The organism is Streptomyces venezuelae (genome assembly GCF_008642355.1).
GTDB classification, from domain to species: Bacteria; Actinomycetota; Actinomycetes; order Streptomycetales; family Streptomycetaceae; genus Streptomyces; species Streptomyces venezuelae_B.
The window spans coordinates 6587513-6608754 of record NZ_CP029193.1 but is presented as its reverse complement, the minus strand read 5'-3'; the positions used below and the strand labels follow the sequence as shown (position 1 = coordinate 6608754).

Here is a 21242-nt window from a genome sequence, read left to right as displayed (position 1 = left end):
GCCGCCACGGGCACCCGCGGGTGGCTGACGGAGCCGGGTCGCCGCAGGCGCGGGGTGAACCGGTCTGCCACGGGCGCGCGCCGCGGGTAACAGGCCGAGCAGACCACCGCAGGCACGGGCTGAACCCGACCGCCGCAGGCACGGGCACGGGCCGGGTCGCCTGCGTCGCGAGCTGAACCCGCCGCCCGGGTCACCGGCCGAGCCGGGTCCGAATTCGCTTGCCCCGTCGCACCGGGGGACTTAGCGTCACGCGGATGACGCCCGAACTGCGCTCCGAACGCCTCTCGCTCTCCCCCTACGTCGCCACCGACGAGGCTGACTTCGTCGCGCTCTTCCAGGACGAGGCCGTGGGTCGCTGGTTCGGGGACGGCATGCAGAGCGAGGCGGAGGACCGTGCCCTGTTCGGCAGGATCTTCACGCTCATCTACGCCGAGGAGCGCTTCCCCGTCTGGGCGGTCCGGCACGAGGGGCGTTACGTCGGCCACGCCGAGGTCAAGCCGTCCCCGGAGACCTGGCTCGACGGCACCGAGATCGTCTACGGCCTGGCGAGGGACGCCTGGGGCCAGGGGCTCGGGACGGAGCTCGCGGAGCTGCTCACCTCGTACGGGCACGAGACGCTGGGCCTGACCGAGGTCCATGCGACGGTCGACGCGGGCAACGCCTCTTCCCTCTCCGTCCTCACCCGCCTCGGCTACGTACAGGTCCGCGAGATCCCGGAGGGGGACGGCAGGGTCACCCTGCACCTCGTCTCCCGCCGTCCCGCGCCGCCCGTCACTCCGCTGCGTCGCTGAACGGCGTGGCCTGGTGGAACCAGAGCTGCCAGCCGCTGTCCGTGCGGCGCCACAGGGAACTGCGGTGGGCGCGGCGGCCGCCGCTGTCCGTGTCGAAGGTCAGGTGCACCAGGTCGTCTGCCAGTTGGACACCGCGCATGCGGGAGGTCGTGACGGGGGCGGCGCCGGGGTCCTCGGACGCCGTGAGGACCCGCACGATCGACGCGCGGTCCCACCGCGTGCCCGAGGCACCGAACTCGGTGAACTCCGGGTGCAGGAGCGCCCCGAAGAGCTCGGGCGACACGCGCACATCGGGGTCCAGGAGGCGCAGTTCCGCTTCGATGGCCGCCTCGACGGCAGGCGTGCGGTCGGACACGGAGTCAGGCACGGGTCATCTCCTCCAGCCGGGTGACCGTGTTCCAGTTGCGGGAGGTGGCGACGAGGCCCTTGGTCAGGCGGGGCCGCGCGAGGACATCCGCGAGCTTGGAGCGACCGAGGCCGTCGGGGGCGTACAGGTACAGGACGCGGTCGCCGAGCCTGAACTCCTCCGGCAGGTACGCCGGTTCGTCGACGGAGGAGAAGCGGGACGGGTCCACCGGTCCGGAGAAGTACGTGACGTGCAGTTGCTTCGGCTCCAGGTCCGCCGCGGGGAACGGGCAGGCGTCCACCACCGCCTTCAGGTACGCGTGGTCGCGGACGAGGACGTCGACGGTGAAGCCGAAGTGCTCCTCGATCGCGGCGCGCAGGCCCGCGGCCAGTGTCTCCTCGTCGGTGCGTTCCGCCGTGAAGACCGCGTTGCCGCTCTGCAGATGTGTCCGTACGCCGCCGTGCCCGAGCCCCTCGACGAGGGTACGCAGCTCGGCCATCGGCACCCTCTTGTGTCCGCTCACGTTGATGCCGCGCAGCAGCGCCGCGTAGGTCTTGATCGCCATGCGCACACGATAGGCCGGACGCGCACGGCGAAGCGGCCGCCGTGCCCCGTGGGGGTGGGCACGACGGCCGCGGCTCAGTGGGGCGGCGAGATCACTCGACGACCTTCAGGAGCTTGTTGGGCGTGCCCTCGCTCGGGTTGGAGATCTTGTCCGGGGTCGCACCGTCGGTCAGCGCCTTGGCGACATCCGCGGGCTTGGCGTCCGGGTGGGCGGCGACGTAGACGGCGGCGGCGCCGACGACGTGCGGGGTGGCCATCGACGTACCGGAGATCGTGTTGGTGGCGTCGTCACCGGTGTTCCAGGCGGAGGTGATGTCCGAGCCCGGGGCGTAGATGTCCACGACGGAGCCGTAGTTGGAGAAGTCAGACTGCTCGTCGTCCTTGGTGGAGGAGGCGACCGTGATGGCGTCCTTCACGCGGGACGGGGAGCCCTGGGAGGCGTCGGTCGACTCGTTGCCCGCGGCCACCGCGAAGGTGACGCCGGAGTCGATCGCCTTCTGGACGGCCGCGTCGAGCGCTTCATCCGCGCCGCCGCCGAGGCTCATGTTGGCGACCGAGGGGCCCTTGTGGTTCTTGGTGACCCAGTCGATGCCCGCGACGACCTGCTCGGTCGTGCCCGAGCCCTGGTCGTCCAGGACGCGGACGGCGACGATCTTCGCCTTCTTGGCGACGCCGTGCGCGTCACCGGCGATGGTGCCCGCGACGTGCGTGCCGTGGCCATTGCCGTCATCGGCGTTGTCGTCGTTGTCGATGGCGTCGAAGCCGGAGGTCGCGCGGCCACCGAAGTCCTTGTGGCTGACGCGGACGCCGGTGTCGATGACGTACGCGGTCGCACCCTCGCCGGCGGCGTCGGGGTAGGTGTACTTCTTGTCCCCGGCGGTGTCCGCCTGGTCGATGCGGTCCAGGCCCCACGACGGCGGGTTGTCCTGCGTGGCGTCGATGGTGAACTTCTTCGACTGGACGACCTTGCCGACGGTCGGGTCGGCGGCGAGACGCTTGGCCTCGGTCTCGGTCAGGCCCTTGGCGGAGAAGCCGTTGATCGCGGAGGAGTAGTTCCGCTTCAGCTCGCCGCCGTACTCCTCGGCGAGGTCGGCCTTGGCGCTTTTGTCGGCCTTCTCGTCGAGCATCACGATGTAGCTGCCGGCGACGGCGCCCTTGGCGTCGAGGCCGTACACCTTGCCCTCGGCGGGGGTGCTCGCGCCGGCGAAGGAGGTCGCGAAGACGGTGACACCGACCGCGGTGGCGGCGGTGGCTATCGCGGCGGAGAGCTTCATCGTGCGGGCACGCTTGTGAGTTGCCATGAAGAGGGGTCTCCTCAGTGCTGTGTGGGGGGATGTGGGGGGATTTATTCAGCTGTCGCCCAAGGCGCCGCCGTGACAACAAGTTCGTTGCGACGACCCTTGCGGCCCGGAAGATCTCCGGGTGTTGGGACGAAACACTGTCCGATTGACGCGCGCAGATCAATACCTTCATACAGCTGTGACTTGTTCAACAAGGTTCCGTAATAACAAACCGTCTCTGGAGCGGCGGAACGGACATCCCGGTCCACAATGCCCCCAACTCGCGGTAACACAAGGCACTTTGCGCCCCATGCGCAACGCCGGGCGGGCTGGAGAGCCCAGCCCGCCCGGCGTCGGTGTCGGTGTCGCGCGTGCGGCTCAGGCCGCGGTGACGACTTTCTGCTCCTCGAAGGAGTCGATGGTCCGCGTGAAGTCACGCGTCGAGAGGAGCAGCTTGTAGATGATGGCGAGTTCGAAGACCAGAAGGAGCGCCCCGGAGACGATCGTCACCGGCATCACCGCGTCGAAGAGCGGGCCGATCATGAAGACGCCCATCTGGAATTCGATTCCGCTCACCAGGTGCGCGCGAATACGGTGGCGCAGCAGGAAGGAGCGCACCCGGAGATACGCGGGGAACTTCTGCCGGAACTCCTGATGGAGGTCGATCACCTGGGCCTTGGGCTTCGGCGCGGTCTGCTCGTCCGTCTCGGTGCCGGTGGTGCCGTCCGAGGGCTGCGTGACGTAGCCCGCCCCCGCCTCGCCCGCGGCGCGCTGCAGGTCCTGCTCGATGTCCGCCGAGGGGTTGTCCCGCAGCAGGTCCTCCATGAAGGCGAGCTCCGCCTCGTTCTGCGCGCGCTTCGCGGCCCGCATGCGCGCCTTGATCTGCTTGCGCATGGTGTGCCGGATCTTGAAGATCTCCAGCGAGTTGATGTAGCGCAGGGTGTCGAGCGCGACGACGGCGAGGGCGAGCCATATGTAGAAGGTGTCGCCGGTGCGGTCGTACTGCCCCCACATGAGCGCCACACCGCACACCATCACGCGGATGCGGTCGAAGACGAAGTCCAGCCAGGCGCCGAAGACGGAGCCCTGCCCGGTGAGCCGGGCGAGCTTGCCGTCCATGCAGTCGAAGATGAAGCTGACGTGGTAGATGACCGCGCCGAGTACGAGCCACTTCCAGTCGCCGAACGCGAAGCACGCCGCCGAGCCGAGGCCGAGGATGAACGCCCCCCAGGTGATCTGGTTGGGCGTGACGCGCGTCCGCATCGCGGTGAACCGCACGAGCGGCGTGGCGACCGGATCGACCAGCATCACGGTCCACCACGCATCGCGCTTCTTCTCGGTGATGCGGCGCACCTCGGCGAGGGGCGGTATGTCTCGACGCATGGGGGTTCAACTTCCTGGCGTTCGGCGAAAGTTCATCCCACGCTAGAAAGCAGTTCGGGAAAGGAACAAGATCTGACGTGTACAACCTTTGGCCGGGGGTAACGGTCAACCTTTCAGGACGAGTCAATGGCCCTTCCAGCATGGTGGCGCGTTACCTGAGCGTTACCGAATGACCGCTCCGTTACCGAATCGCGTCACGGAGCGTTACGAATGCCCCGGGGGCGGCCCCTTCTCTGCCCGAAGAGGCAGTCGCCCCCCGACGACACCTCAGCGGGGCCGCAGTTCCGCCTCGATGAGGTCTGCCGCCCGCTTCGTGCCGCCCTCAGCGGCCATCGCCCGCTGGATCTCCCCGAGCCTGCGGGCCACCTCCGGGTCGCCCGCCAGCGCGAGGACGGCCTCACGCAGCGTCGCGGCGGTGGCCTCCTCCATCGGCAGGTGCCGGGCGACACCGAGCGCCTGGAGCATGTCGGCGTTGCCGAACTGGTCCACGGCCTGCGGCACGGCGACCATGGGCGTCGCGGTGGCGAGCCCCTCCTGGCTGCCGCCCGCGCCGGCGTGCGTGATGAACGCGTCGGCCTGCTTGAGGATCGCGAGCTGCGGCACCCACGGGTGCACCTCCACGTTCCCCGGCAGTGCGCCGAGCTCGGCCGGGTCGACGTGCCGTCCGACCTGGAGCACCACATGCCAGCCGGGCAGGTCGCCGAAGGCCTCGACGCACGCGCGGTAGAAGGCGGGCTGCTTGGTGAACGCCGAGCCCAGCGAGACGAGCAGCACCTTCTCGGCGCCGGCCGGCCGCTCCCACTCCCCCTGGGCCGCCCGGTCGCCCTGGCAGGCGCCGACGAACGTGTGCACGCTCTCGTCGACCCGGTCGGCGTGCGGCTGCAGCGCCTTCGGGATGAGGACGAGCGAGCGCGGCGGGCGTCCGACGAAGGGGTCGCAGTGCTGGGTGATGCCGTTCTCCGCCAGCCAGGCGTGGAAGCGCGCGTAGTACGCCTGGCCGCGCTCGGTCTTCTTCAGCTCCGCGTACATCGGCTCGGCGACTTCCTCCTCGTACCCCTCCCAGGCGACGAGGTTCGGCGAGAGGGAGATCTCGGGGACGCCCCAGCGGCGGGCGAGGACGCGCGCCGGGTAGGACGTGATGTCGTGCAGGACGAGGTCGGGCTCGTCGCCTTCGTAGGCATGGGCCAGTTCGGGCAGAACGGTGATCGCGTCGGTGAGGAACGGTTCGATGTTGTCGATCAGCTCGGTGCCCCACGCCTCCGGGTCGGCGTCCGCCGAGGGCAGGGTCGTGGTGTAGGGCCGGGGCTCGGCGCCGGTCTCGGCGACCTTCTCCACGAAGGCGTGCGGAATGGCGTACGTGACGCGGTGGCCGCGCGCGACCAGCTCACGGATCACTTCGAGGCTCGGGTTGACGTGCCCGTGGGCGGCGATCGAGAACATGGCGATGTGGGCGGGCCGGGGTGAGGTCATGCCGGAACATTAAACGAGACGATACGTCTCGTGCAACTAGTCGTCGGAAACTTCCCCGTTGTAACGGAGCAGATATTCGGAGAACCGGGCCAGATCCGCGCCGCTCCACCCCGCGAGCCGCTCCCGGAAGGCGACCCGTCGCGCGTCGCCGACCTGCGCCAGGACCTCGTTGCCCTCCTCGGTGAGGTGCAGCACGTGCACCCGCTGGTCGGCAGGATCGGGCCGCCGCTCGACGAGCCCGGCCTTCTCCAGCGCCCCCACCTGCCGACTGATCGTCGACTTGTCGAGCGTGTAGTGCGCGGCCAGATCCGTGGCGCGGCAGCCGCCCTGGTGCTCGAGGTGACTGAGCAGCGTGAAGGACACGAGCGAGAGCTCGGGGTGCATGCGCGCGGCGGTGGCGCGCGCCCGCCGGGCGAACGCGGTCATCTCCCGCTGGATGACCTCGATGGACGCGTCCCGGACTGCGGGCCTGTCCCCGTCTCGATCGGTCACGATTTCTCCCTCTCCACGAATGGTTGTAGAGTACAACATCGCAAAGAGTTGCATTTACCAACTACCTGCCGCCTGTGCCGCCGACCAACCTCCGGAGTCCCCCCATGTCCGCCACCGCGGAATCCGCCCCCCGACTGCGCGACGCCCTGCGCCACGTCCTCCTCCACCTGGTCACACCCTTGCTGATGTGCCTCGGCATGGGCCTGGCGTACATGGGTGCGTTCGTGACACCCGAGCCGAACGACATGCCGGTCGCCGTCGTCGGGTCGGGCCAGCAGACCCAGCTCCTCGCGCAGAACATCAAGGACAAGGCGGGCGACGCCCTGGACGTGCGCACGCTCGCCGACCGCGAGCAGGCGGTCGACGCGCTCAAGTCCCTCGACATCGCGGGCGCCTATGTCCCCGACGCGAAGTCGCCCGAGCTGATCGTGGCCACCGCGGGATCCGACATGAGCGCCACGGCGGCCCAGAAGCTCTTCACCCCGGTCGCCGCCAAGCAGGGCCTGCCGCTGAAGGTCACCGACGTGGCGCCGCCCGTCGAGGACGACCCCACGGGCCAGGGCCTCTTCTTCCTGCTCGTCGCCGTGAGCATCGGCTCGTACGCATCGGTCGCCGTGCTCGGCGCGGCGGGCGCGGGCCTGCGGATGCGGGCCAGGGCGGGACTCGTCGTGGGGGTCTCCTTCGCCGTCAGCCTCATCGGCGCGGCGCTCGCGGGCCCGATCTTCCACCTGGTGCACCAGGGCCTGTGGGGCGTGTGGGCCATGGCCTGGCTGTACGCGGCGGGCATTCTGTTCATCGGCGTCGGACTGCACACGTTCCTGAAGCGCTGGACGACGCTGGCGATGATGGTGCTCTTCGTGATGCTCAACTTCACGACGTCCGGCGGGCTCTTCAGGCCCGAGCTGCAGAACGGCTTCTTCGGCTCCCTGCACGCGTTCTGGAACGGCGCGGGCTTCGTCGAGGGCATCCGCAGCCACCTGTACTTCGGCGGTCACGGCCTGGGTCGGCACGTGTGGACGCTGGCCGCCTGGCTGCTGCTCGGCCTGCTGGCCGTCGGCGTCGCGGCCCTGTGGGAGCGCCGGAACCCCGGCCTCCCGGACGCCGCTGCCGGTGCCCGGGAGACCGAGGTCCAGGAGGAGGAGATGGAGGAGTCGGTCGCGGTCTGAGAGCCTGTGTCAGCGGCCGTCCGCCTGCTGGTCGCGCGGGCAGGTGTAGTCCTCGGACGGCAGCTCGCCGGTGAGCAGGTAGTCGTTGACCGCCTTGTCTGCGCAGGCGTTGGGGTAGCCGACGAAGACCGCGTGGGTGCGGACCGGGACGGTCACCAGCTTGGAACCGCGCATCGCCTTGTGCATGCCGAGGCCCTGCTCGTACGTGGTGCGGGTGTCCCCCGTGGCCTGGATCTGCAGGGCGGGCAGGTCACTGGAGACCTTGGTGGGCGCCTCGCTCGGCTTCGCCTTCCACCAGCCGCAGGGCATCGGCGCGTTGTGGAACGGCCCGAACACCGGCTGCTTCGGCCGGGCCTTCTCGATGGCCTTGCGGTACCACTCGGCGTTGCCCGGCGCGGTGGTGTCGGCGCACAGGACGGCGAGGGCGGAGGCGTAGTCCCTGCCCGTCCCCGTCTCGTCCGTGCGGAACATGGCGCCGAGGAGCCCCGCCAGACGCTCCGACGGCTCGACGGTGCGGCCCGCGGCGGCGTCGAGGAGCAGCCGGACCGTCTTCGCGTACTCGGCGTTGTCGATGTCGTCCGTACCGAGGAAGTAGAGGACGAACGGCAGCGACTCGTGGTCGAGCCGGTCGCCGCCGACCTGGATCGGCCGCTGCGCGGCCCGGCGGACCAGACCCTCGACGGTGGCCCGCACGGCCGCGGGCGTCTTCCCGAGGTGGTACTCGCCGTCGCGCGGCGCGGCCCAGCGCGCCAGGTCGTCGAGTGCCTTCTCGTTTGCGGGCCCCATGGCCTGGAACATCTTGAGGCCGTAGTCGCGGGGGTTCATGGCACTGTCCAGGACGAGTCTGTCCACCCTGTCGGGGAACATGTTCGCGTAGACCGCGCCGAGGTAGGTGCCGTACGACTGGCCGAACCAGGACGTCTTGCGCTCGCCGAGCGCGCCGCGTATGACGTCCACGTCACGGGCGATGTTGCGGGTGGAGTAGTGGGCGAGCCGGTCACCGTACTTCTTGTTGCACTTGCGCGCGTCGTCGGCCGACTTCTTCGCCACCCGGTCGAACGAGGCACGGTCGAAGCCCGCGCCGCGGAACCAGGAGATGCTGTCGAGGCCGCAGTCGAGCGGCGAACTCTCCCCGAGTCCCCGGGTGTCCATCCCGATGACGTCGTACGCGGCCGCCACGCGCGGCGTCATCTTGGCCCGCAGCTGCGCGGGCATCCCGAGCCCGTGACCGCCGGGGCCGCCCGGGTTGGTCTGGATGATGCCGCGGCGCTCGCGGTCGGAGCCGGTGGCCTTCATGCGCGAGACGGTGAGGGAGAGGGTGGGGCCCTTCGGAGCGGCGTAGTCGAGCGGGACGGTGACCTTCGCGCACTGCGTGCCGGTCCTGGTCAGCTCGGGGTCCTTGCAGGGGCCCCAGTCCAGGCGCTGCTGGTAGTAGCGGTCGAGTCCTTTCAGGGTGGCGGTGTACGCGGCGTTGTCGGCCGACGTGTTCGCCTGTGACCCCGCCTCGGTCGGGGAGTCGTCCGTGCTCGTCGCGCAGCCGGTCACTCCGGCGGCGAGGGCGAGGGTGGCGGCGAAGGCGGACAGGGTGGCGCGGGGTGCGGTGTTCATATGCGTCCTTGCTTTTCGTGCTGTGCGTGCTGTGCGTGCCGGCCGAAGTGTGCGGGGGCGGCCGCGTACTGCTGCTGGTGGTCTGCGGAGTAGTGCTGCTGGTGGTTCATGGAGTGGTCGTGATGTTGCGGCGTCCGGCGGGACCTGCGGGGCCACCAGAGCCCGCGGCCGAGGACCGCGGCCAGCGCGGGGACCAGGACGAGGGACAGCACGAGCGAGGAGAGGATGATGCCGAGACCCGTGGCGAAACCGATCTCCTGCGTGGCGGGGCTCGCGGCGAGGCTGGCGAAGGACCCGGCGAGCACGACGCCCGCCGTGGCGATGGCGGGCGCGGTGTGCCGCACCGCCTCCGCGACCGCGTGCCGGGCCGTCACCGGCTTCTCCATCTCCTCCCTGATCCGGTCGGTGATCAGGATGTTGTAGTCGGTGCCGAGGGCGACGACGAAGAGGAACAGCACGAGCGGCAGGGTGAACGACACCCCGGGCCGGTCGAGTCCGTGCTGGAAAAGCAGGGTGCTGGCGCCGAGCGTGGCCAGGAACCCGAGGCCTACGGCGATCATCAGGACGACCGGGGCGAGCAGGGAGCGCAGCAACAGGAAGAGGATGACGGCGATCAGCAGGGCCGCGACCGGGAAGACCAGCCGCAGGTCCTTCTCGACTGCCGTCGCGATGTCGGCGAAGACGGCCGCCGTCCCCGTGACGTACGCCTTGGTGCCCTCGGGTGCCGTGCGCGCGGCCGTCTCCCGCACCGGTCCGGAGACCAGGTCGCGGGCCTTCTGCGTATCGGACTTGACGCTGAGGAACAGGTCGACCCGCGCGGCCGTGCGGTCCTTGTTCAGGACCGGCTTGCCGACCTCGCCGACGCCCTCGGCCTTGCCGAGGGAACGGGTCATGTCGCCGAGCGCACTCGCCTTGATCGCGGTGCCGTCCGTGCTCCGTACGTAGACGCTGTGCGGGTCGGAGACTCCGGCGGGGAGGCTGCGGGAGATCTGTTCGGCGGTCCGCACGGCGGCCGTCTCGTGCGTTCCCTGTTGGTCGTAGCTCATCTTGATGCCGACCGCGCCGGCGCCGAGCGCGCCGAGCAGCACCAGGCTTGCGAGGGCGTACCGCAGCGGGCGGCTGCTCACCGCGTGGCCGAGGCGGGCGGCGACCCCGCCGGTGTGCTCCTTCTTCCAGGCGCGGGCCGGCCAGAACATGCCGCGTCCGAACACGGCGAGGAGGGCGGGCATGAGGGTGAGGCTCGCGAGGAGCATCACGAGCACGGAGATGGCGATCGCGGGCCCGAGGACCCGGAACTGGCCGAAGCTCGCGAGACCCAGTGTCGCGAAGGCCGCCACGATCGTCAGGGCCGCGGACGTGATCGCGCTGCCCACCCGCCCGGTCGTCTCGGCCGCCGCCTCCCGGGCGTCCTGGTCGGGACGGTTCCGCAGCTGTTCCCTGAACCGGAACATCAGGAAGAGGAAGTAGTCGATGCCGATGCCCAGGAGCACGACGCTGATCAGTGAGGGCGTGGACGCGTCGAGTTCGATCCCGAAGAGCTTCGCCGCACCCACCACGGCTCCCGAGGCGACACCGCCGATCAGGGCCACCGCGATCAGCGGCACGATCGCGGCCGCCACGCTGCGGAACACCAGCACGTTCAGAAGGACGATGAGGCCCATCGTCAGGGCCGAGCCGACTTTCCCGGTGGTTTCCTCGGCGTCCACGTCGTCGACCGTCGAGGCGATTCCGCCGGTGAATCCGACGCGCAGGTCCTCCTTGGCGAATGCGCCCTTCGCGTGGTCGCGGAATTCCTTGTAGACCTTCTGCAGGCCCGGGTCGTTCGGATTTCCGTCGAGCGACACCGTGAGGAGCCGGAAACTCTTGTCCGGTGCCACGGCGCCCGGCGACACGCGCGGCGTCTGCGAGTGGTCCTTCATCAGCGGCTCGGGCTTCGGTCCGACGACCCGCTCCCGGCCCAGGTCGGCCGCCGTGCCGGTGATGTGCCGCTGGTCGGCGGGGGTGAGTCTCCCGCCGTCGTCCCTGGCGACCAGCACGGTCAGCGCGTTGGCGTCGGGCTTGGTGCCGAAATCCTCCTCCGCGATGCGCAGCGCCACGGCCGAGTCGTACTTCTTGGGCAGGAAGTCGCCCGCCTGGGAGTCGGTGACGTCGTACATCATCGCGCCGCCCACGAACGTGAGCGCCGTCCCGAGAACGGTCCATAGGACGACCGTCATCCATCGATGTCGGGTGGAGAAAGAGGTCAGCTTGCGGATCATGTCAAAAGGTCATCACGCGGGGCCCCTTGAACACGTCGGCCGCCGGGAGGGGACGCACCCGGGACCCGGGTCCGGCGTTCCGCCGCACCCAGTACTCCAGTACTGGGCGCGAGAACCGTCCCCGCGGCGATTCACCGTCCGGCGCACCGGGATGTAATGGTGCGAAGAAGAGATGGCCCGAACCGGTCGGTTCGACGAGTTCACAAGTGGAGGCGCCCGGATGGGACGCGACTTCTTCCCTCCGGTACCGCCCGCGGAGAGCACGCGGCCGACCAAGGGCGACGTGGTGATCGCCGTCCTTGCGGTGACGCTCGATGTACTGGCCTACCTGACCCCCGGCGAGGAGGGGCCCGGCGCGCGCGTCACCGTCCCGGGCGTCCTGCTGGTCTGCGTCGCCGCGGTCCCGCTGCTCTTCCGGCGCCATCACCCGATGCCCGTGCTCGGCGCCGTCCTCGCCGTGCAGCTGGCCGTCAACACGGGCCTGGTCGTGGACCCGGGCGAGGCCATGTCGAACAGCTACGGCGCTGCCGTGTCGGTGGCCCTCTACACCGTGGCCCGGTACAGTGAACGGCGCGCCGTGGCGCTCGCCGTCGTCGCCGCGGCGCCCGTGCAGATCCTGCGGTACGTGAACAACGACGAGGCCACTTTGGGGATGGGCGTCACCGACGTACTGGTCACGCCCTGTCTCCTCGTCGCCATAGGTCTGGCCGTGCGGCAGTGGAAGCGGCAACTGGACATCAACCGGAAGCTGCTCGCCGACCGGGCGGTGACGGAGGAGCGGCGTCGCATCGCCCGGGAGCTCCACGACATCGTCGCCCACCACATCACCACCATGTACCTGATGTCCGGCGGGGCGCGGTCGACCTTGGACCGCGATCCGGAGACGGCCCGCGAGGCGCTGGTGACCCTGGAGGAGTCGGGCCGCACGGCCCTGCACGAGATGCGGCAGCTCCTCGGCGTCCTGCGCAGCACCGAGACGCCGGAGGAGACGCCGTCGGAACCGCAGCCCGGGGTGAACGACATCGAGCGGCTCGTCGCCGACTCGGTCGCCGCGGGTCTGCCGACCGAGCTGCACGTCACCGGCCGGGCCCGGCCGCTGCCGATGACCGTCGGCCTCACCCTCTACCGCATCGTCCAGGAAGCGCTGACCAACGCCCGCAAGCACGCGGGGCCCGCCCGCGCGACGGTGCGGATCGGCTACCTCCCGGACCGGGTCACCGTCGAGGTGGCCGACGACGGCGCCGGCGGCGGGGACCCGGGCACGTCCCGCACCGGCGGTGGATACGGTCTCCTCGGCATGCGGGAACGCATCGCCCTCCACGACGGTTCCCTGCACGTCGGCAACCGTGCCGGGGGCGGCTTCGCGGTGACCGCGGAAGTACCGCTGCCCGCGGGCACGTACGAGGAGCACACGCAGCACGAGATGAACGCGATCGACGAGAAGGACGGGACGCCCCGATGACCTCTGCCACCCCGCCCGCGCCCGCACCCGAGCAGAGCGGCGAAGCCGGCCGGATCACCGTGCTCATCGCGGACGACCAGCCCCTCGTACGCCGGGGTCTCTCCCTCATCCTGCGCTCGGACCCCGCCATCGAGGTCATCGGCGAGGTGGACGACGGCGCGCAGGCCGTCGCGGCGGCCCACGAACTCCGCCCGGACGTCGTCCTGATGGACATCCGCATGCCGGTGCTCGACGGGGTCAGGGCCACCGAGCGTCTGAGCGCCGAGCTGCCCCGGTGCCGGGTTCTCGCGCTCAGCACCTTCGACATGGACGAGCACGTGGTCGGCGCCCTGCGGGCGGGCGCGTCGGGGTTCCTGCCCAAGGACGTCTCCCCCGAGGAACTCGTGGCCGCGCTGCGCACCGTCCACCGCGGCGAGGCCGTCGTCGCGCCGCGGCTCCTGACCCGGCTGCTCGCCACGTTCGTGGCCCCGGCACCGGTGCCTGCCCCGCCCGGCGCGGACCTCTCCGGGCTCACGCCGCGCGAGGTGGAGGTGCTGCGGCTGATCGCCGCGGGTCTCGACAACACCGAGATCGCGCAGCAGATGGCGATCGGCGTCCAGACCGTGAAGAACCACGCCACCGGCATCTTCGCCAAACTCGGCGTCCGCGACCGCGCGCAGGCGGTCATCGCGGCGTACGAGTCGGGCCTCGTACGGGCGGGGCAGTCCGGCGCGGGGCAGCCCGGCCAGGGGCTGTGACACCCCAGGCGCTCCCGGACGCCACCGCCCTCGCATCCGCTAGCGCTGGTACCGCGCCAGCACCAGGTTCCCGTCCTTCACCAGCCGCTTCTCCAGTTCGTCGAGGTCGATCGCCCCGCTGTAGTACTCCTGGAGCGCCGGGGTGGCGACCTTGTCCTTCCACTCGGGGTAGCCGCGCACGGACTGGGCGGGCGCCGGGCGCAGGTCCTCGGACAGAGCCGTGCCCGCGGACCAGCCGTTCTTCTCCGTGCGCAGAGCCGGGTCCTTCAGCGCCTCCTCGCCGGTCGGCAGCATCCAGTCGCCGCGCGCCAGCTTCACCATGTTCTTCGGCCGCAGGAAGAAGTCGATGAACTCGGCCGCCTCCTTCTTGTGGGCGCTGTCCTCGGAGACGGACAGGGTCTGCGGGCTGACGCCCTGTGCGAGCCCTTCCTCGCCCGCCGGAGCGGGCAGCACCTGCCACTCGAAGCCCTTCGGCGCCTGCTGGACGATCTGCTGGCGGTACGAGAAGCCGAGCGGGACCATCGCGTACTTGCCGCCGAAGAACCCCGGCAGGGTGTCGGAGCCGCCCATGCCGAGGGTGGTGCCGGACGCGCTCTTGTCGACGTTGACCTGGTCGTGGACCGTGCGCGGCATGACCTGGTCGGGCGCGTCGAAGCGCACGTCGACCTTTCCGTCCGCGCCCCGGTGGAACATCTTCCCTCCGGTCGACAGGGAGAGGTTGAGCGTGGCCGAGACGGGCTCCTTCAGCGGCCAGGCGACGCCGTACTTCCCGTCGGTGCCGTCGCCCAGCTTCTTGGTGATCGCCCGGAACTCCGGCCAGCTCCACGGCTTCTCGGGCGTCGGGATGCGCACGCCTGACTTCTTCAGCCACTTCGCGTTGGCGATCAGGACGCGCGGCTCCTGGAGGAACGGCACGCCGTAGATCTTGCCGTCGAAGGTCGCCGTCTCCCAGCTGCGCCGCGGGATGTCCGCCTTGAGACGCTCGGGCAGGAGGTCGCCGATGTCCGCGAGATACCCGCCGTAGGCGAAGTCGGCGAGGTCGTCCGACGCGTCGTGGATGATGTCCGGCGCCTCACCGCCCTCGAAGGAGGTGAGCAGCTGGTCGTGGACGCTGTCCCAGCTGCCCTGGATGTACTCGACCTTCACGTCCGGGTGGGTGGCGTTCCACTCCTCGACGAGCGCCTTGTTGGCGTCGACGGACTCCTTCTGCCAGGCCAGGGACTGGAACTGGAGGGTGATCTTCCCGTCGTCGTCCCCGGAGTCCCCGCTGCATCCGGCGAGCAGCAGCGTCAGGGAGGCGAGGGCGGCGGCCAGTCGGGGTGCCGTGCGGGACGCCCTACGCGGTGTCGTGCGCATCAGGCCTTCACCGCCCCCGCCAGCATGCCGCCCGTGATCCGCTTCTGGATGATCGCGAAGATGACGAGGGAGGGGATGGTCGCGAGGAACGCCGCCGCCGCGAGCGGGCCGAGGTCGGCGACGCCCTCCGTGCCGATGAAGCGGTTGAGGATGACCGGCAACGTCTGCTTCTCCGGGGTCTTGAGGAGGACGAGCGCGAAGAAGAACTCGTTCCACGCGGTGATGAAGGCGAACATCGCGGTGGCGACGATGCCGGGGGCGAGCAGCGGCGCGACGACCGAGACGAAGGTCCGCACCTTGCTCGCGCCGTCCACCGCGGCGGCCTCCTCCAGCTCGGTGGGGACCGCGCGGACGTACCCGACGAGCATCCACAGCGCGAACGGCAGCGACCACACCACGTAGACCATGATCAGACCGAGCAGCGAGTTGATCAGGTGCAGGTTCTTCAGGATCAGGAACAGCGGGATGATGATCAGGACGAACGGGAACGCCTGGCTGATCACCACCCAGCCGGTGGCGGCCTTCGCGACGCGGTTGCGGTGCCTGGCCATGACGTACGCCATCGGGGTCGCGATGACGACCGCGATCAGGGCGGCGCTGAGCGCCGCGATCAGTGAGTTGCCCGCGGCCTGGAGGAGCGGCTGCTCGTCGAACGCCTGGCGGAAGTTGTCCAGGGTCGGATCCTTCGGGATCCAGGTGGGGTGCAGGCTGCCCAGTTCCCGCGCGGGCTTGAACGCCGTCGAGATGAGCCAGAGGAACGGGAAGGCGAGGAAGACCAGGTAGGCGGTGAGTGCCGCGTACTGCGCGGCGCGCGCCGGCTTTTTCGTGCGCATCATGCCTCGTCGCCTCCTTTCAGTCGGCCCACGAGATAGACGGCGAGGATGACGGAGATCACCGCGACCATCACGCAGCCCATGGCCGCCGCGTAGCCGAACTGGCCGTAGCGGAAAGCCTCTTCGTAGGCGAAGAGCATGGGGAGGCGGGTGCGGCCGCCGGGGCCGCCCTGCGTGAGGACGTAGACCAGGGCGAACGAGTTGAAGTTCCAGATGAAGTTCAGCGCGGTGATGGCGAGGGCGATGGGTTTGATCGCCGGCCAGGTGACCGTGCGGAACCGGCGCCAGGCGCCCGCGCCGTCCATGGCGGCGGCCTCGTGCAGTTCGCGCGGGGTGTTCTGCAGTCCGGCGAGCAGCGCGACGGTGGTCTGCGGCATGCCGGCCCATACCCCGACGACGATGACGGCGAGGAGCGCGGTCGCCGTGCCGGTCAGCCAGTCCTTCCCGTCGCCGAGGCCGAGGTCGGAGAGCGTTTCGTTGAGCACGCCCGCGTCCGGGTGGTAGACGAGCCGCCACATGATGCCGACGACGACCTCGGGCATCGCCCACGGGATGATCGCGAGTGCCCGCGCGAGCCAGCGCATCCGCAGCGGCTGGTTGAGCAGGAGGGCGAGGCCGAGTGCGAGGAAGAACTGCGGCACGGTGACGCCGAACGCCCAGAGCAGACCGATCCTGAACGAGTCCCAGAACAGCGTGTCGTGCAGCAGGTCCTGGAAGTTGAGGGCGCCGACCCACTGGGTGGGTTCGGTGCGGCCCGACTGGGAGTCGGTGAAGGCCAGCGCGATGCCGTAGAGGAGCGGGCCGACGCTGAGGACGAGAATCGGGATGAGGGCGGGCAGCACGAGGAACCACGCGCCGCGGTCCGCGACTCCGCGTCCCGGCTTCCCTCTCGCTGACCGCTTCGTTGCGGTCGCCAATGTCACGGGATCGGCTCCTTCGGGCGGCTCGTGAGGGTCAGGCCGCCCCGGCGGCCTCCGTCATCGTGCTGATGTGATCTTGATACGTCAAGCAGCTGCGCGCCCTCGCACGCCGCTTGGCCTGTGCGAATGCGAGACTGTCGGGCGAACGGGGCAACGGGTGCGGGAGGCACGGGATGGACGAGGCGCGGGCGCGGGACGTACTGGACGCGGCGGATCTGCCGGTTCCGGCGGGCGGGGCCCACCTGCTCGCCCTCGGCGAGAACGCGGTGTTCGCCGTCGGCGAGCTGGTCGTCAAGGTCGGACGGGCCGCCCCCGAGCTCCTCGCCAGGGCGCGGCGCGAGACGGCGATCGCCCGTTGGCTGGAAAAGGCGGGCGTCCCGGCGGTGCGGGCCGCCGAGCCCGAGGCGCGGCTGGTGGACGGCCATCCGGTGACGCTCTGGCACCGGCTGCCGGAGGCGGTGCGCCCGGCCGAGCCGCGCGATCTCGCCGGGCTGATCCGTCGCGTGCACGATCTGGATTCCCCCTCCTTCGAGCTCCCCCGTCGTGAACTGCTCGGTGGTGTGGAGCGGTGGCTGCGGCTCGCGGGTGACGCGGTCGACCCGGCCGACGCGGACTATCTCCGCGAACGCAGGGACGGGTTCGCGGCGGCCGCGGGGGCGCTGACGCCCCGTCTCGCACCGGGGCCGATCCACGGGGACGCGCTGCCCCGCAACGTCCTGATCGGTCCGGAAGGGCCGGTGCTCGTGGACCTGGAGACCTTCTCCTTCGATCTGCGGGAGCACGATCTGGTCGTCATGGCGCTCTCCCGCGACCGGTACGGGCTCGCGCCGGAGGCGTACGACGGGTTCGTGTCGACGTACGGCTGGGACGTGCGGGAGTGGGAGGGGTGCGCGGTGCTGCGCGGCGCGCGGGAGACGGCCAGCTGTGCGTGGGTCGCGCAGCACGCGCCGTCCAACCCGAAGGCGCTCGCCGAGTTCCGCAGGCGGGTGGCGTCACTCAGGGACGGGGACGCGGAAGTCCGCTGGTACCCCTTCTGAGCAGTGAGCGTCCCACGCGGGGGGGGGCAGCTCTCCGCCTGAGGCATCAGCTCTCCGCGCGCAGCGGCCACACCCCGTCCACGACCGCGTCCGCGTTGCCCTTCTTGCGCAGGAAGTTCTGGAAGTCCGCGGCCCATTCCGCGTACCACCCGATCTGGCTGCGGTGCAGGTCCGCGGGGCCGAGGGACGCGACCTTCGGGTGGCGGTCGGCTATCGCGCAGGCCAGTCGCGCGGCGGCCTGGGCGTCGGCCGCGGCGTCGTGGGCGGCCTCGAGCCGCACGCCGTACTCCGTGCAGACCGCCTCCAGGTTCCGCTTGCCCCTGCGGTAGCGCTCGACGGAGCGGTCGATCGTGTACGGGTCGATCACCGGGCCGGGGGCGCTGCCGCCGAGCCGGTCGCGCAGGGAAGGCAGGCCGTGCCTGCGCAGCTCGGCGGAGAGCAGGCTCAGGTCGAAGACCGCGTTGTACGCGACGACCGGGACGCCCGACAGCCAGTACGACGTCAGGACGTCGGCGAGCGCGTCCGCGACCTCGGCGGCGGGCCTGCCCTCGGCCGCCGCCCGTTCGTTCGTGATGCCGTGCACGGCCACCGCGTCCGCCGGGATCGGAACTCCCGGGTCCGCGAGCCAGGTGCGGCGCCCCAGCGTCTCGCCGGCCTTGACCTCGATCACCGCGCCGGTGACGATGCGCGCCTCGTTCGGATCCGTCCCTGTCGTCTCCAGGTCGAAACCGATCAGCAGCTCCTGGTGCCAGCCCATGGCCGCCCCCTTCTTCGTGGTGCTTTCCCCCAGTGACCACCACGATCCCATGCGCCACTGACAATCCGGGGGGCGGAGTCAGGACACCGGGCGCGAGTCCGCCCAGGCCACCTCGAACTCCTCGCGGTATGTGGCGAAAAGGCCGCCCTCGCCCGGATCGCCCGACTTGACCACCCGGCTGCCGCCCCTCAGCACCAGTACCGGCGCCTCCATCCCGCGGGTCCTGCGCAGATACGACTGGACGACGCCGATGCCGTCCGCGCCGTCCCCGTCGACCAGGTAGGCGGTGAAGCGCGGCGTCTCGTCGAACACCTGGATCTCGAAGGAGCCGGGGTCCTTGAGTCGCGCCCTGACCCGGCGCATGTGCAGGATGTTCATCTCGACGGACCGGCTCAACTCGCCCTTTTTTATCCCCAGTTCGCGCTCCCGGCGTTTGACCGCGCTGCTCGCCGGATTGAGGAAGAGCAGCCGCGTCCGGCACCCGGACTCGGCCAGCCGGACCAGGCGCCGCCCGGAGAAGTTCTGCACCAGGAGGTTGAGCCCTATCCCGATGGCATCGAGCCTGCGGGCGCCGCCGAACATGTCCTCCGCCGGGAACCGGCGCAGCAGCCGCACCCGGTCCGAGTGCACGGCCACCACGTCCGCGTACCGGTCGCCGACGAGATCCTCGACCGCGTCGACGGGGAGGCGGCGCGCGGAGGGCGTGTCGGTGCCCGAGCCGAGCATGTCCAGGAGGCGGGCGGAGGCGCGCTCGGCCTGGGCGAGGACCGTCTCGGAGAGGGCGCGGTTGCGGGAGACGACGTTGCGGGTGACCTCCAGCTCGTCGAGGGCGAGCTCGACGTCGCGCCGGTCGTCGAAGTACGGCTCGAAGCACGGCCAGTGCTGCACCATCAGCTCGCGCAGCTGCGGCAGCGTCAGGAAGCTGAGGACGTTGTCGTCGGCGGGGTCGAGCAGATAGCCCTTGCGGCGGCTCACCTCGCGCACGGCGACGGCCCGCTGCACCCACTCCTGTCCGGCCGGGCCCGCCGCGGCGACGACCCAGTCGTCGGCATGGACGGGTTCGTAGACGGGACGCAGAACAGCGGCCACGACCGCGCGCAGCCGCTGCTCCACCAGGTTCAGCCAGATGTAGGCCCGTCCCGCGCGCTGCGCGCGCGTACGGACCTCGCGCCAGGCGTCGGCGTCCCAGTCCAGTTCCGGTCCGATCTGAGATCCCATCTCCATCGGCCGGGCCAGGGACACCGCTCCAGGGGGTACGTCCGCGGAGCTCCCCTCGTGACCCTCGTCACCAGGGGGCAGCTCCCGCCCGCCCGAGCTCACCCGCGCACCGCCTTCCGCTCCCGCGAACACTCCCCCGGTCAACGATCAAGGAAGGGTACTCCGGGAGCGGCGGGCGGTGCAGCCCGATGGCCCGGGCAGTTTCTCAACGGCCGACCGGCGGCTGACCGTTCTGGTCGGCGAGGTCCTGCGGAGTGAGCGGGCTCATGGCGGTGACGTCGCGCGCGGCCAGCGAGAAGCCCTGCCAGTGGACCGGCATCGGCTGCTGGTCCTCGTCACGCGCGATGTGGTGGAAGCCGACGTGGACCCAGGTGACAGGGTGGTCCATGGCCTGGCCGTTCACCCACTTGTCGACGCTGTCCGGGGTGCCGTTGGGGCAGCCGGGGTTGTTGCTCGCGTACTGCTCGCACTTCTTGTACTGGGTGAAGTACACGTCGTGCTTGGTGAACTCGCGGCCCGCGTGCTTGGTGCTGGGGCCGGGCACGATCTCGTACGAGCGCGGATGTCCGTCCTTGTTCTTGCCGGTGTTGCTGACCACTCGCCACCAGCGCATGTCCTTGCGGTCGCCGGCGAGCTCCTTGGTGACCTTGGTGCGGGTGGTCTTCGTGGTGGGGCTGCCGTCCCCGGTGGGCGGGGTGACCTTGGAGTCGTACTGCTCGACCTTGGCCTTCGGGGAGCCGTCCAGGCCGAAGTTGAGGCGCCAGAAGACGTTGTGGGCGTGGCTCTCGGCCTTGGCCTGGTCGCCCTTGCCGATGGGCCAGCCGCGGTCGTCGCCGCCGTCGTAGTCGTACGGCGAGAGGCTGCCGGTGGCGCCGACGTTGGAGGTGATGGTGCCGTCGGAGGAGAAGCGCCACTCCGTTATGTACTCGTACCAGGAGGCCTTGTTCACGGTGTAGACGAGGAGGTCCTTGCCCTGGCCCGTGAAGGTCTTCCCGGTGCCGCCGGTGCTCGCGTCGTCGTTGAGGCGGTACGCGTGCCCACGCGCGCGCGTGGTGGTGCACAGGCCCTTCACGTTGCCGCGGTGCGGGACCTTGACGGTCTTGATGGTGCCGCCGGGGCATTCGCCGGGGTTGAGGTTCTGCAGGGCCTGGCCGAAGTCGGTGCCGGTGACGTCGTCGTACTCGGCCTGGCCGTCGTCGTAGGGGACGTGGACCTGGGCGAGCCGGGCGCTGGTGAGGACCGGGATCGGCTTCGCCTCGCCCTTCGGCTGGTAGCTGATCTTGTCGAGGATCAGGCCGGAGAGCGTGTTGTAGTGCCAGCACATGCGCCAGGTCGTGCCGCCGTCGACGGTCTGCTCGATCTTGTACGCGTCGCTGCAGTCGGCCGCGGCCGGTGCCTGCGGTGCCCGCGGGGCCGCGGTTGCGGGTCCGGCGACGGTGACGGCGCCGCCGACGAGCGCGGAGACCGCGAGGGCCGTCGTGGCCCTCTTTCGGGCGCGCGAAAGTCTGTTGACGTGCATGGTGAAGTGGACTCCCTCGTCCGAGGAGAAGGTGGCGTGTGGTGT

At 70.4% G+C, this 21242-nt stretch carries 19 protein-coding genes; 5 read left to right on the top strand and 14 right to left on the bottom strand.

Translation table 11 applies throughout. The features are described from left to right. The first annotated feature begins 254 nt into the window (after positions 1-254). Entirely contained in the window at positions 255-791 is a 537-nt protein-coding gene (locus tag DEJ47_RS30250; RefSeq protein WP_150173551.1) for a GNAT family N-acetyltransferase, read from the top strand. Here DEJ47_RS30250 and DEJ47_RS30245 read toward each other — a convergent pair. The 6 genes from DEJ47_RS30245 to DEJ47_RS30220 all read right to left on the bottom strand — a co-directional run bounded on the left by DEJ47_RS30245 (position 772) and on the right by DEJ47_RS30220 (position 6260). Then, complete coding sequence (locus tag DEJ47_RS30245) at positions 772-1146, bottom strand: DUF4440 domain-containing protein (protein WP_150175955.1); 375 nt, start codon at positions 1144-1146, stop codon at positions 772-774. The genes DEJ47_RS30250 and DEJ47_RS30245 overlap by 20 nt on opposite strands. A 4-nt stretch (positions 1147-1150) precedes the next feature. Next, entirely contained in the window at positions 1151-1702 is a 552-nt protein-coding gene (locus DEJ47_RS30240) for a DUF1697 domain-containing protein (protein ID WP_150173549.1), read from the bottom strand. 91 nt (positions 1703-1793) lie between these two features. Continuing rightward, a complete protein-coding gene (locus DEJ47_RS30235) occupies positions 1794-3002 on the bottom strand; it encodes a S8 family peptidase (protein ID WP_150173547.1) in 1209 nt (402 codons plus the stop codon). A 357-nt stretch (positions 3003-3359) separates the two neighbouring features. Continuing rightward, a complete protein-coding gene (locus tag DEJ47_RS30230) occupies positions 3360-4364 on the bottom strand; it encodes a CDP-alcohol phosphatidyltransferase family protein (RefSeq protein WP_150173544.1) in 1005 nt (334 codons plus the stop codon). Positions 4365-4631: 267 nt separating this feature from the next. After that, on the bottom strand, positions 4632-5834 hold the full coding sequence (gene mgt, locus DEJ47_RS30225) for a macrolide-inactivating glycosyltransferase (RefSeq protein WP_150173543.1): 1203 nt from the start codon (positions 5832-5834) through the stop codon (positions 4632-4634). Between the two features lie 36 nt (positions 5835-5870). Next, on the bottom strand, positions 5871-6260 hold the full coding sequence (locus tag DEJ47_RS30220) for a MarR family winged helix-turn-helix transcriptional regulator (RefSeq protein WP_223828761.1): 390 nt from the start codon (positions 6258-6260) through the stop codon (positions 5871-5873). A 170-nt stretch (positions 6261-6430) separates the two neighbouring features. On the opposite strand from DEJ47_RS30220, the gene DEJ47_RS30215 reads away from it, so the two are divergent. Then, entirely contained in the window at positions 6431-7492 is a 1062-nt protein-coding gene (locus tag DEJ47_RS30215; RefSeq protein ID WP_190415644.1) for a hypothetical protein, read from the top strand. 9 nt (positions 7493-7501) lie between these two features. Here the strand turns inward: DEJ47_RS30215 and DEJ47_RS30210 are convergent, their stop codons facing one another. Together DEJ47_RS30210 and DEJ47_RS30205 are read right to left on the bottom strand one after the other, a co-directional pair. Beyond that, positions 7502-9100, bottom strand: a complete 1599-nt coding sequence (locus tag DEJ47_RS30210; RefSeq protein WP_150173539.1) for an alpha/beta hydrolase — start codon at positions 9098-9100, stop codon at positions 7502-7504. Beyond that, positions 9097-11358: an MMPL family transporter gene (locus DEJ47_RS30205; protein WP_150173537.1), complete on the bottom strand. Its 2262-nt coding sequence runs from the start codon at positions 11356-11358 to the stop codon at positions 9097-9099. Before DEJ47_RS30205 ends, DEJ47_RS30210 begins: the two co-directional genes overlap by 4 nt. A 220-nt stretch (positions 11359-11578) precedes the next feature. On the opposite strand from DEJ47_RS30205, the gene DEJ47_RS30200 reads away from it, so the two are divergent. After that, positions 11579-12820, top strand: coding sequence for a sensor histidine kinase (locus tag DEJ47_RS30200; RefSeq protein WP_190415642.1), 1242 nt, complete (start codon positions 11579-11581; stop codon positions 12818-12820). Beyond that, positions 12817-13557 carry a response regulator gene (locus DEJ47_RS30195; protein ID WP_150173533.1) on the top strand — a complete coding sequence of 247 codons (741 nt, stop codon included), beginning with the start codon at positions 12817-12819 and terminating at the stop codon, positions 13555-13557. Before DEJ47_RS30200 ends, DEJ47_RS30195 begins: the two co-directional genes overlap by 4 nt. A 39-nt stretch (positions 13558-13596) precedes the next feature. On the opposite strand, the gene DEJ47_RS30190 is transcribed toward DEJ47_RS30195, so the two are convergent. The 3 genes from DEJ47_RS30190 to DEJ47_RS30180 are packed head-to-tail and all read right to left on the bottom strand — an operon-like array spanning position 13597 to position 16669. Continuing rightward, positions 13597-14913 (bottom strand): ABC transporter substrate-binding protein, encoded by a 1317-nt coding sequence (locus DEJ47_RS30190; protein WP_150173531.1) that lies wholly within the window; start codon positions 14911-14913, stop codon positions 13597-13599. Beyond that, on the bottom strand, positions 14913-15749 hold the full coding sequence (locus tag DEJ47_RS30185; RefSeq protein ID WP_398336988.1) for a carbohydrate ABC transporter permease: 837 nt from the start codon (positions 15747-15749) through the stop codon (positions 14913-14915). The genes DEJ47_RS30190 and DEJ47_RS30185 overlap by 1 nt, the downstream gene beginning before the upstream one ends. Beyond that, positions 15746-16669 carry a carbohydrate ABC transporter permease gene (locus DEJ47_RS30180; protein WP_190415639.1) on the bottom strand — a complete coding sequence of 308 codons (924 nt, stop codon included), beginning with the start codon at positions 16667-16669 and terminating at the stop codon, positions 15746-15748. Before DEJ47_RS30180 ends, DEJ47_RS30185 begins: the two co-directional genes overlap by 4 nt. A 170-nt stretch (positions 16670-16839) precedes the next feature. Here DEJ47_RS30180 and DEJ47_RS30175 point away from each other — a divergent pair, with 170 nt between their 5' ends. Continuing rightward, positions 16840-17703, top strand: coding sequence for a phosphotransferase enzyme family protein (locus DEJ47_RS30175; RefSeq protein ID WP_150173529.1), 864 nt, complete (start codon positions 16840-16842; stop codon positions 17701-17703). Between the two features lie 46 nt (positions 17704-17749). Here the strand turns inward: DEJ47_RS30175 and DEJ47_RS30170 are convergent, their stop codons facing one another. The 3 genes from DEJ47_RS30170 to DEJ47_RS30160 all read right to left on the bottom strand — a co-directional run bounded on the left by DEJ47_RS30170 (position 17750) and on the right by DEJ47_RS30160 (position 21197). Continuing rightward, positions 17750-18460: a 3'-5' exonuclease gene (locus DEJ47_RS30170; RefSeq protein ID WP_150173527.1), complete on the bottom strand. Its 711-nt coding sequence runs from the start codon at positions 18458-18460 to the stop codon at positions 17750-17752. Positions 18461-18538: 78 nt separating this feature from the next. Continuing rightward, on the bottom strand, positions 18539-19780 hold the full coding sequence (locus DEJ47_RS30165; RefSeq protein ID WP_150173525.1) for an SAV2148 family HEPN domain-containing protein: 1242 nt from the start codon (positions 19778-19780) through the stop codon (positions 18539-18541). Between the two features lie 103 nt (positions 19781-19883). After that, on the bottom strand, positions 19884-21197 hold the full coding sequence (locus tag DEJ47_RS30160; RefSeq protein WP_150173523.1) for a copper amine oxidase: 1314 nt from the start codon (positions 21195-21197) through the stop codon (positions 19884-19886). Positions 21198-21242: the final 45 nt, after the last annotated feature.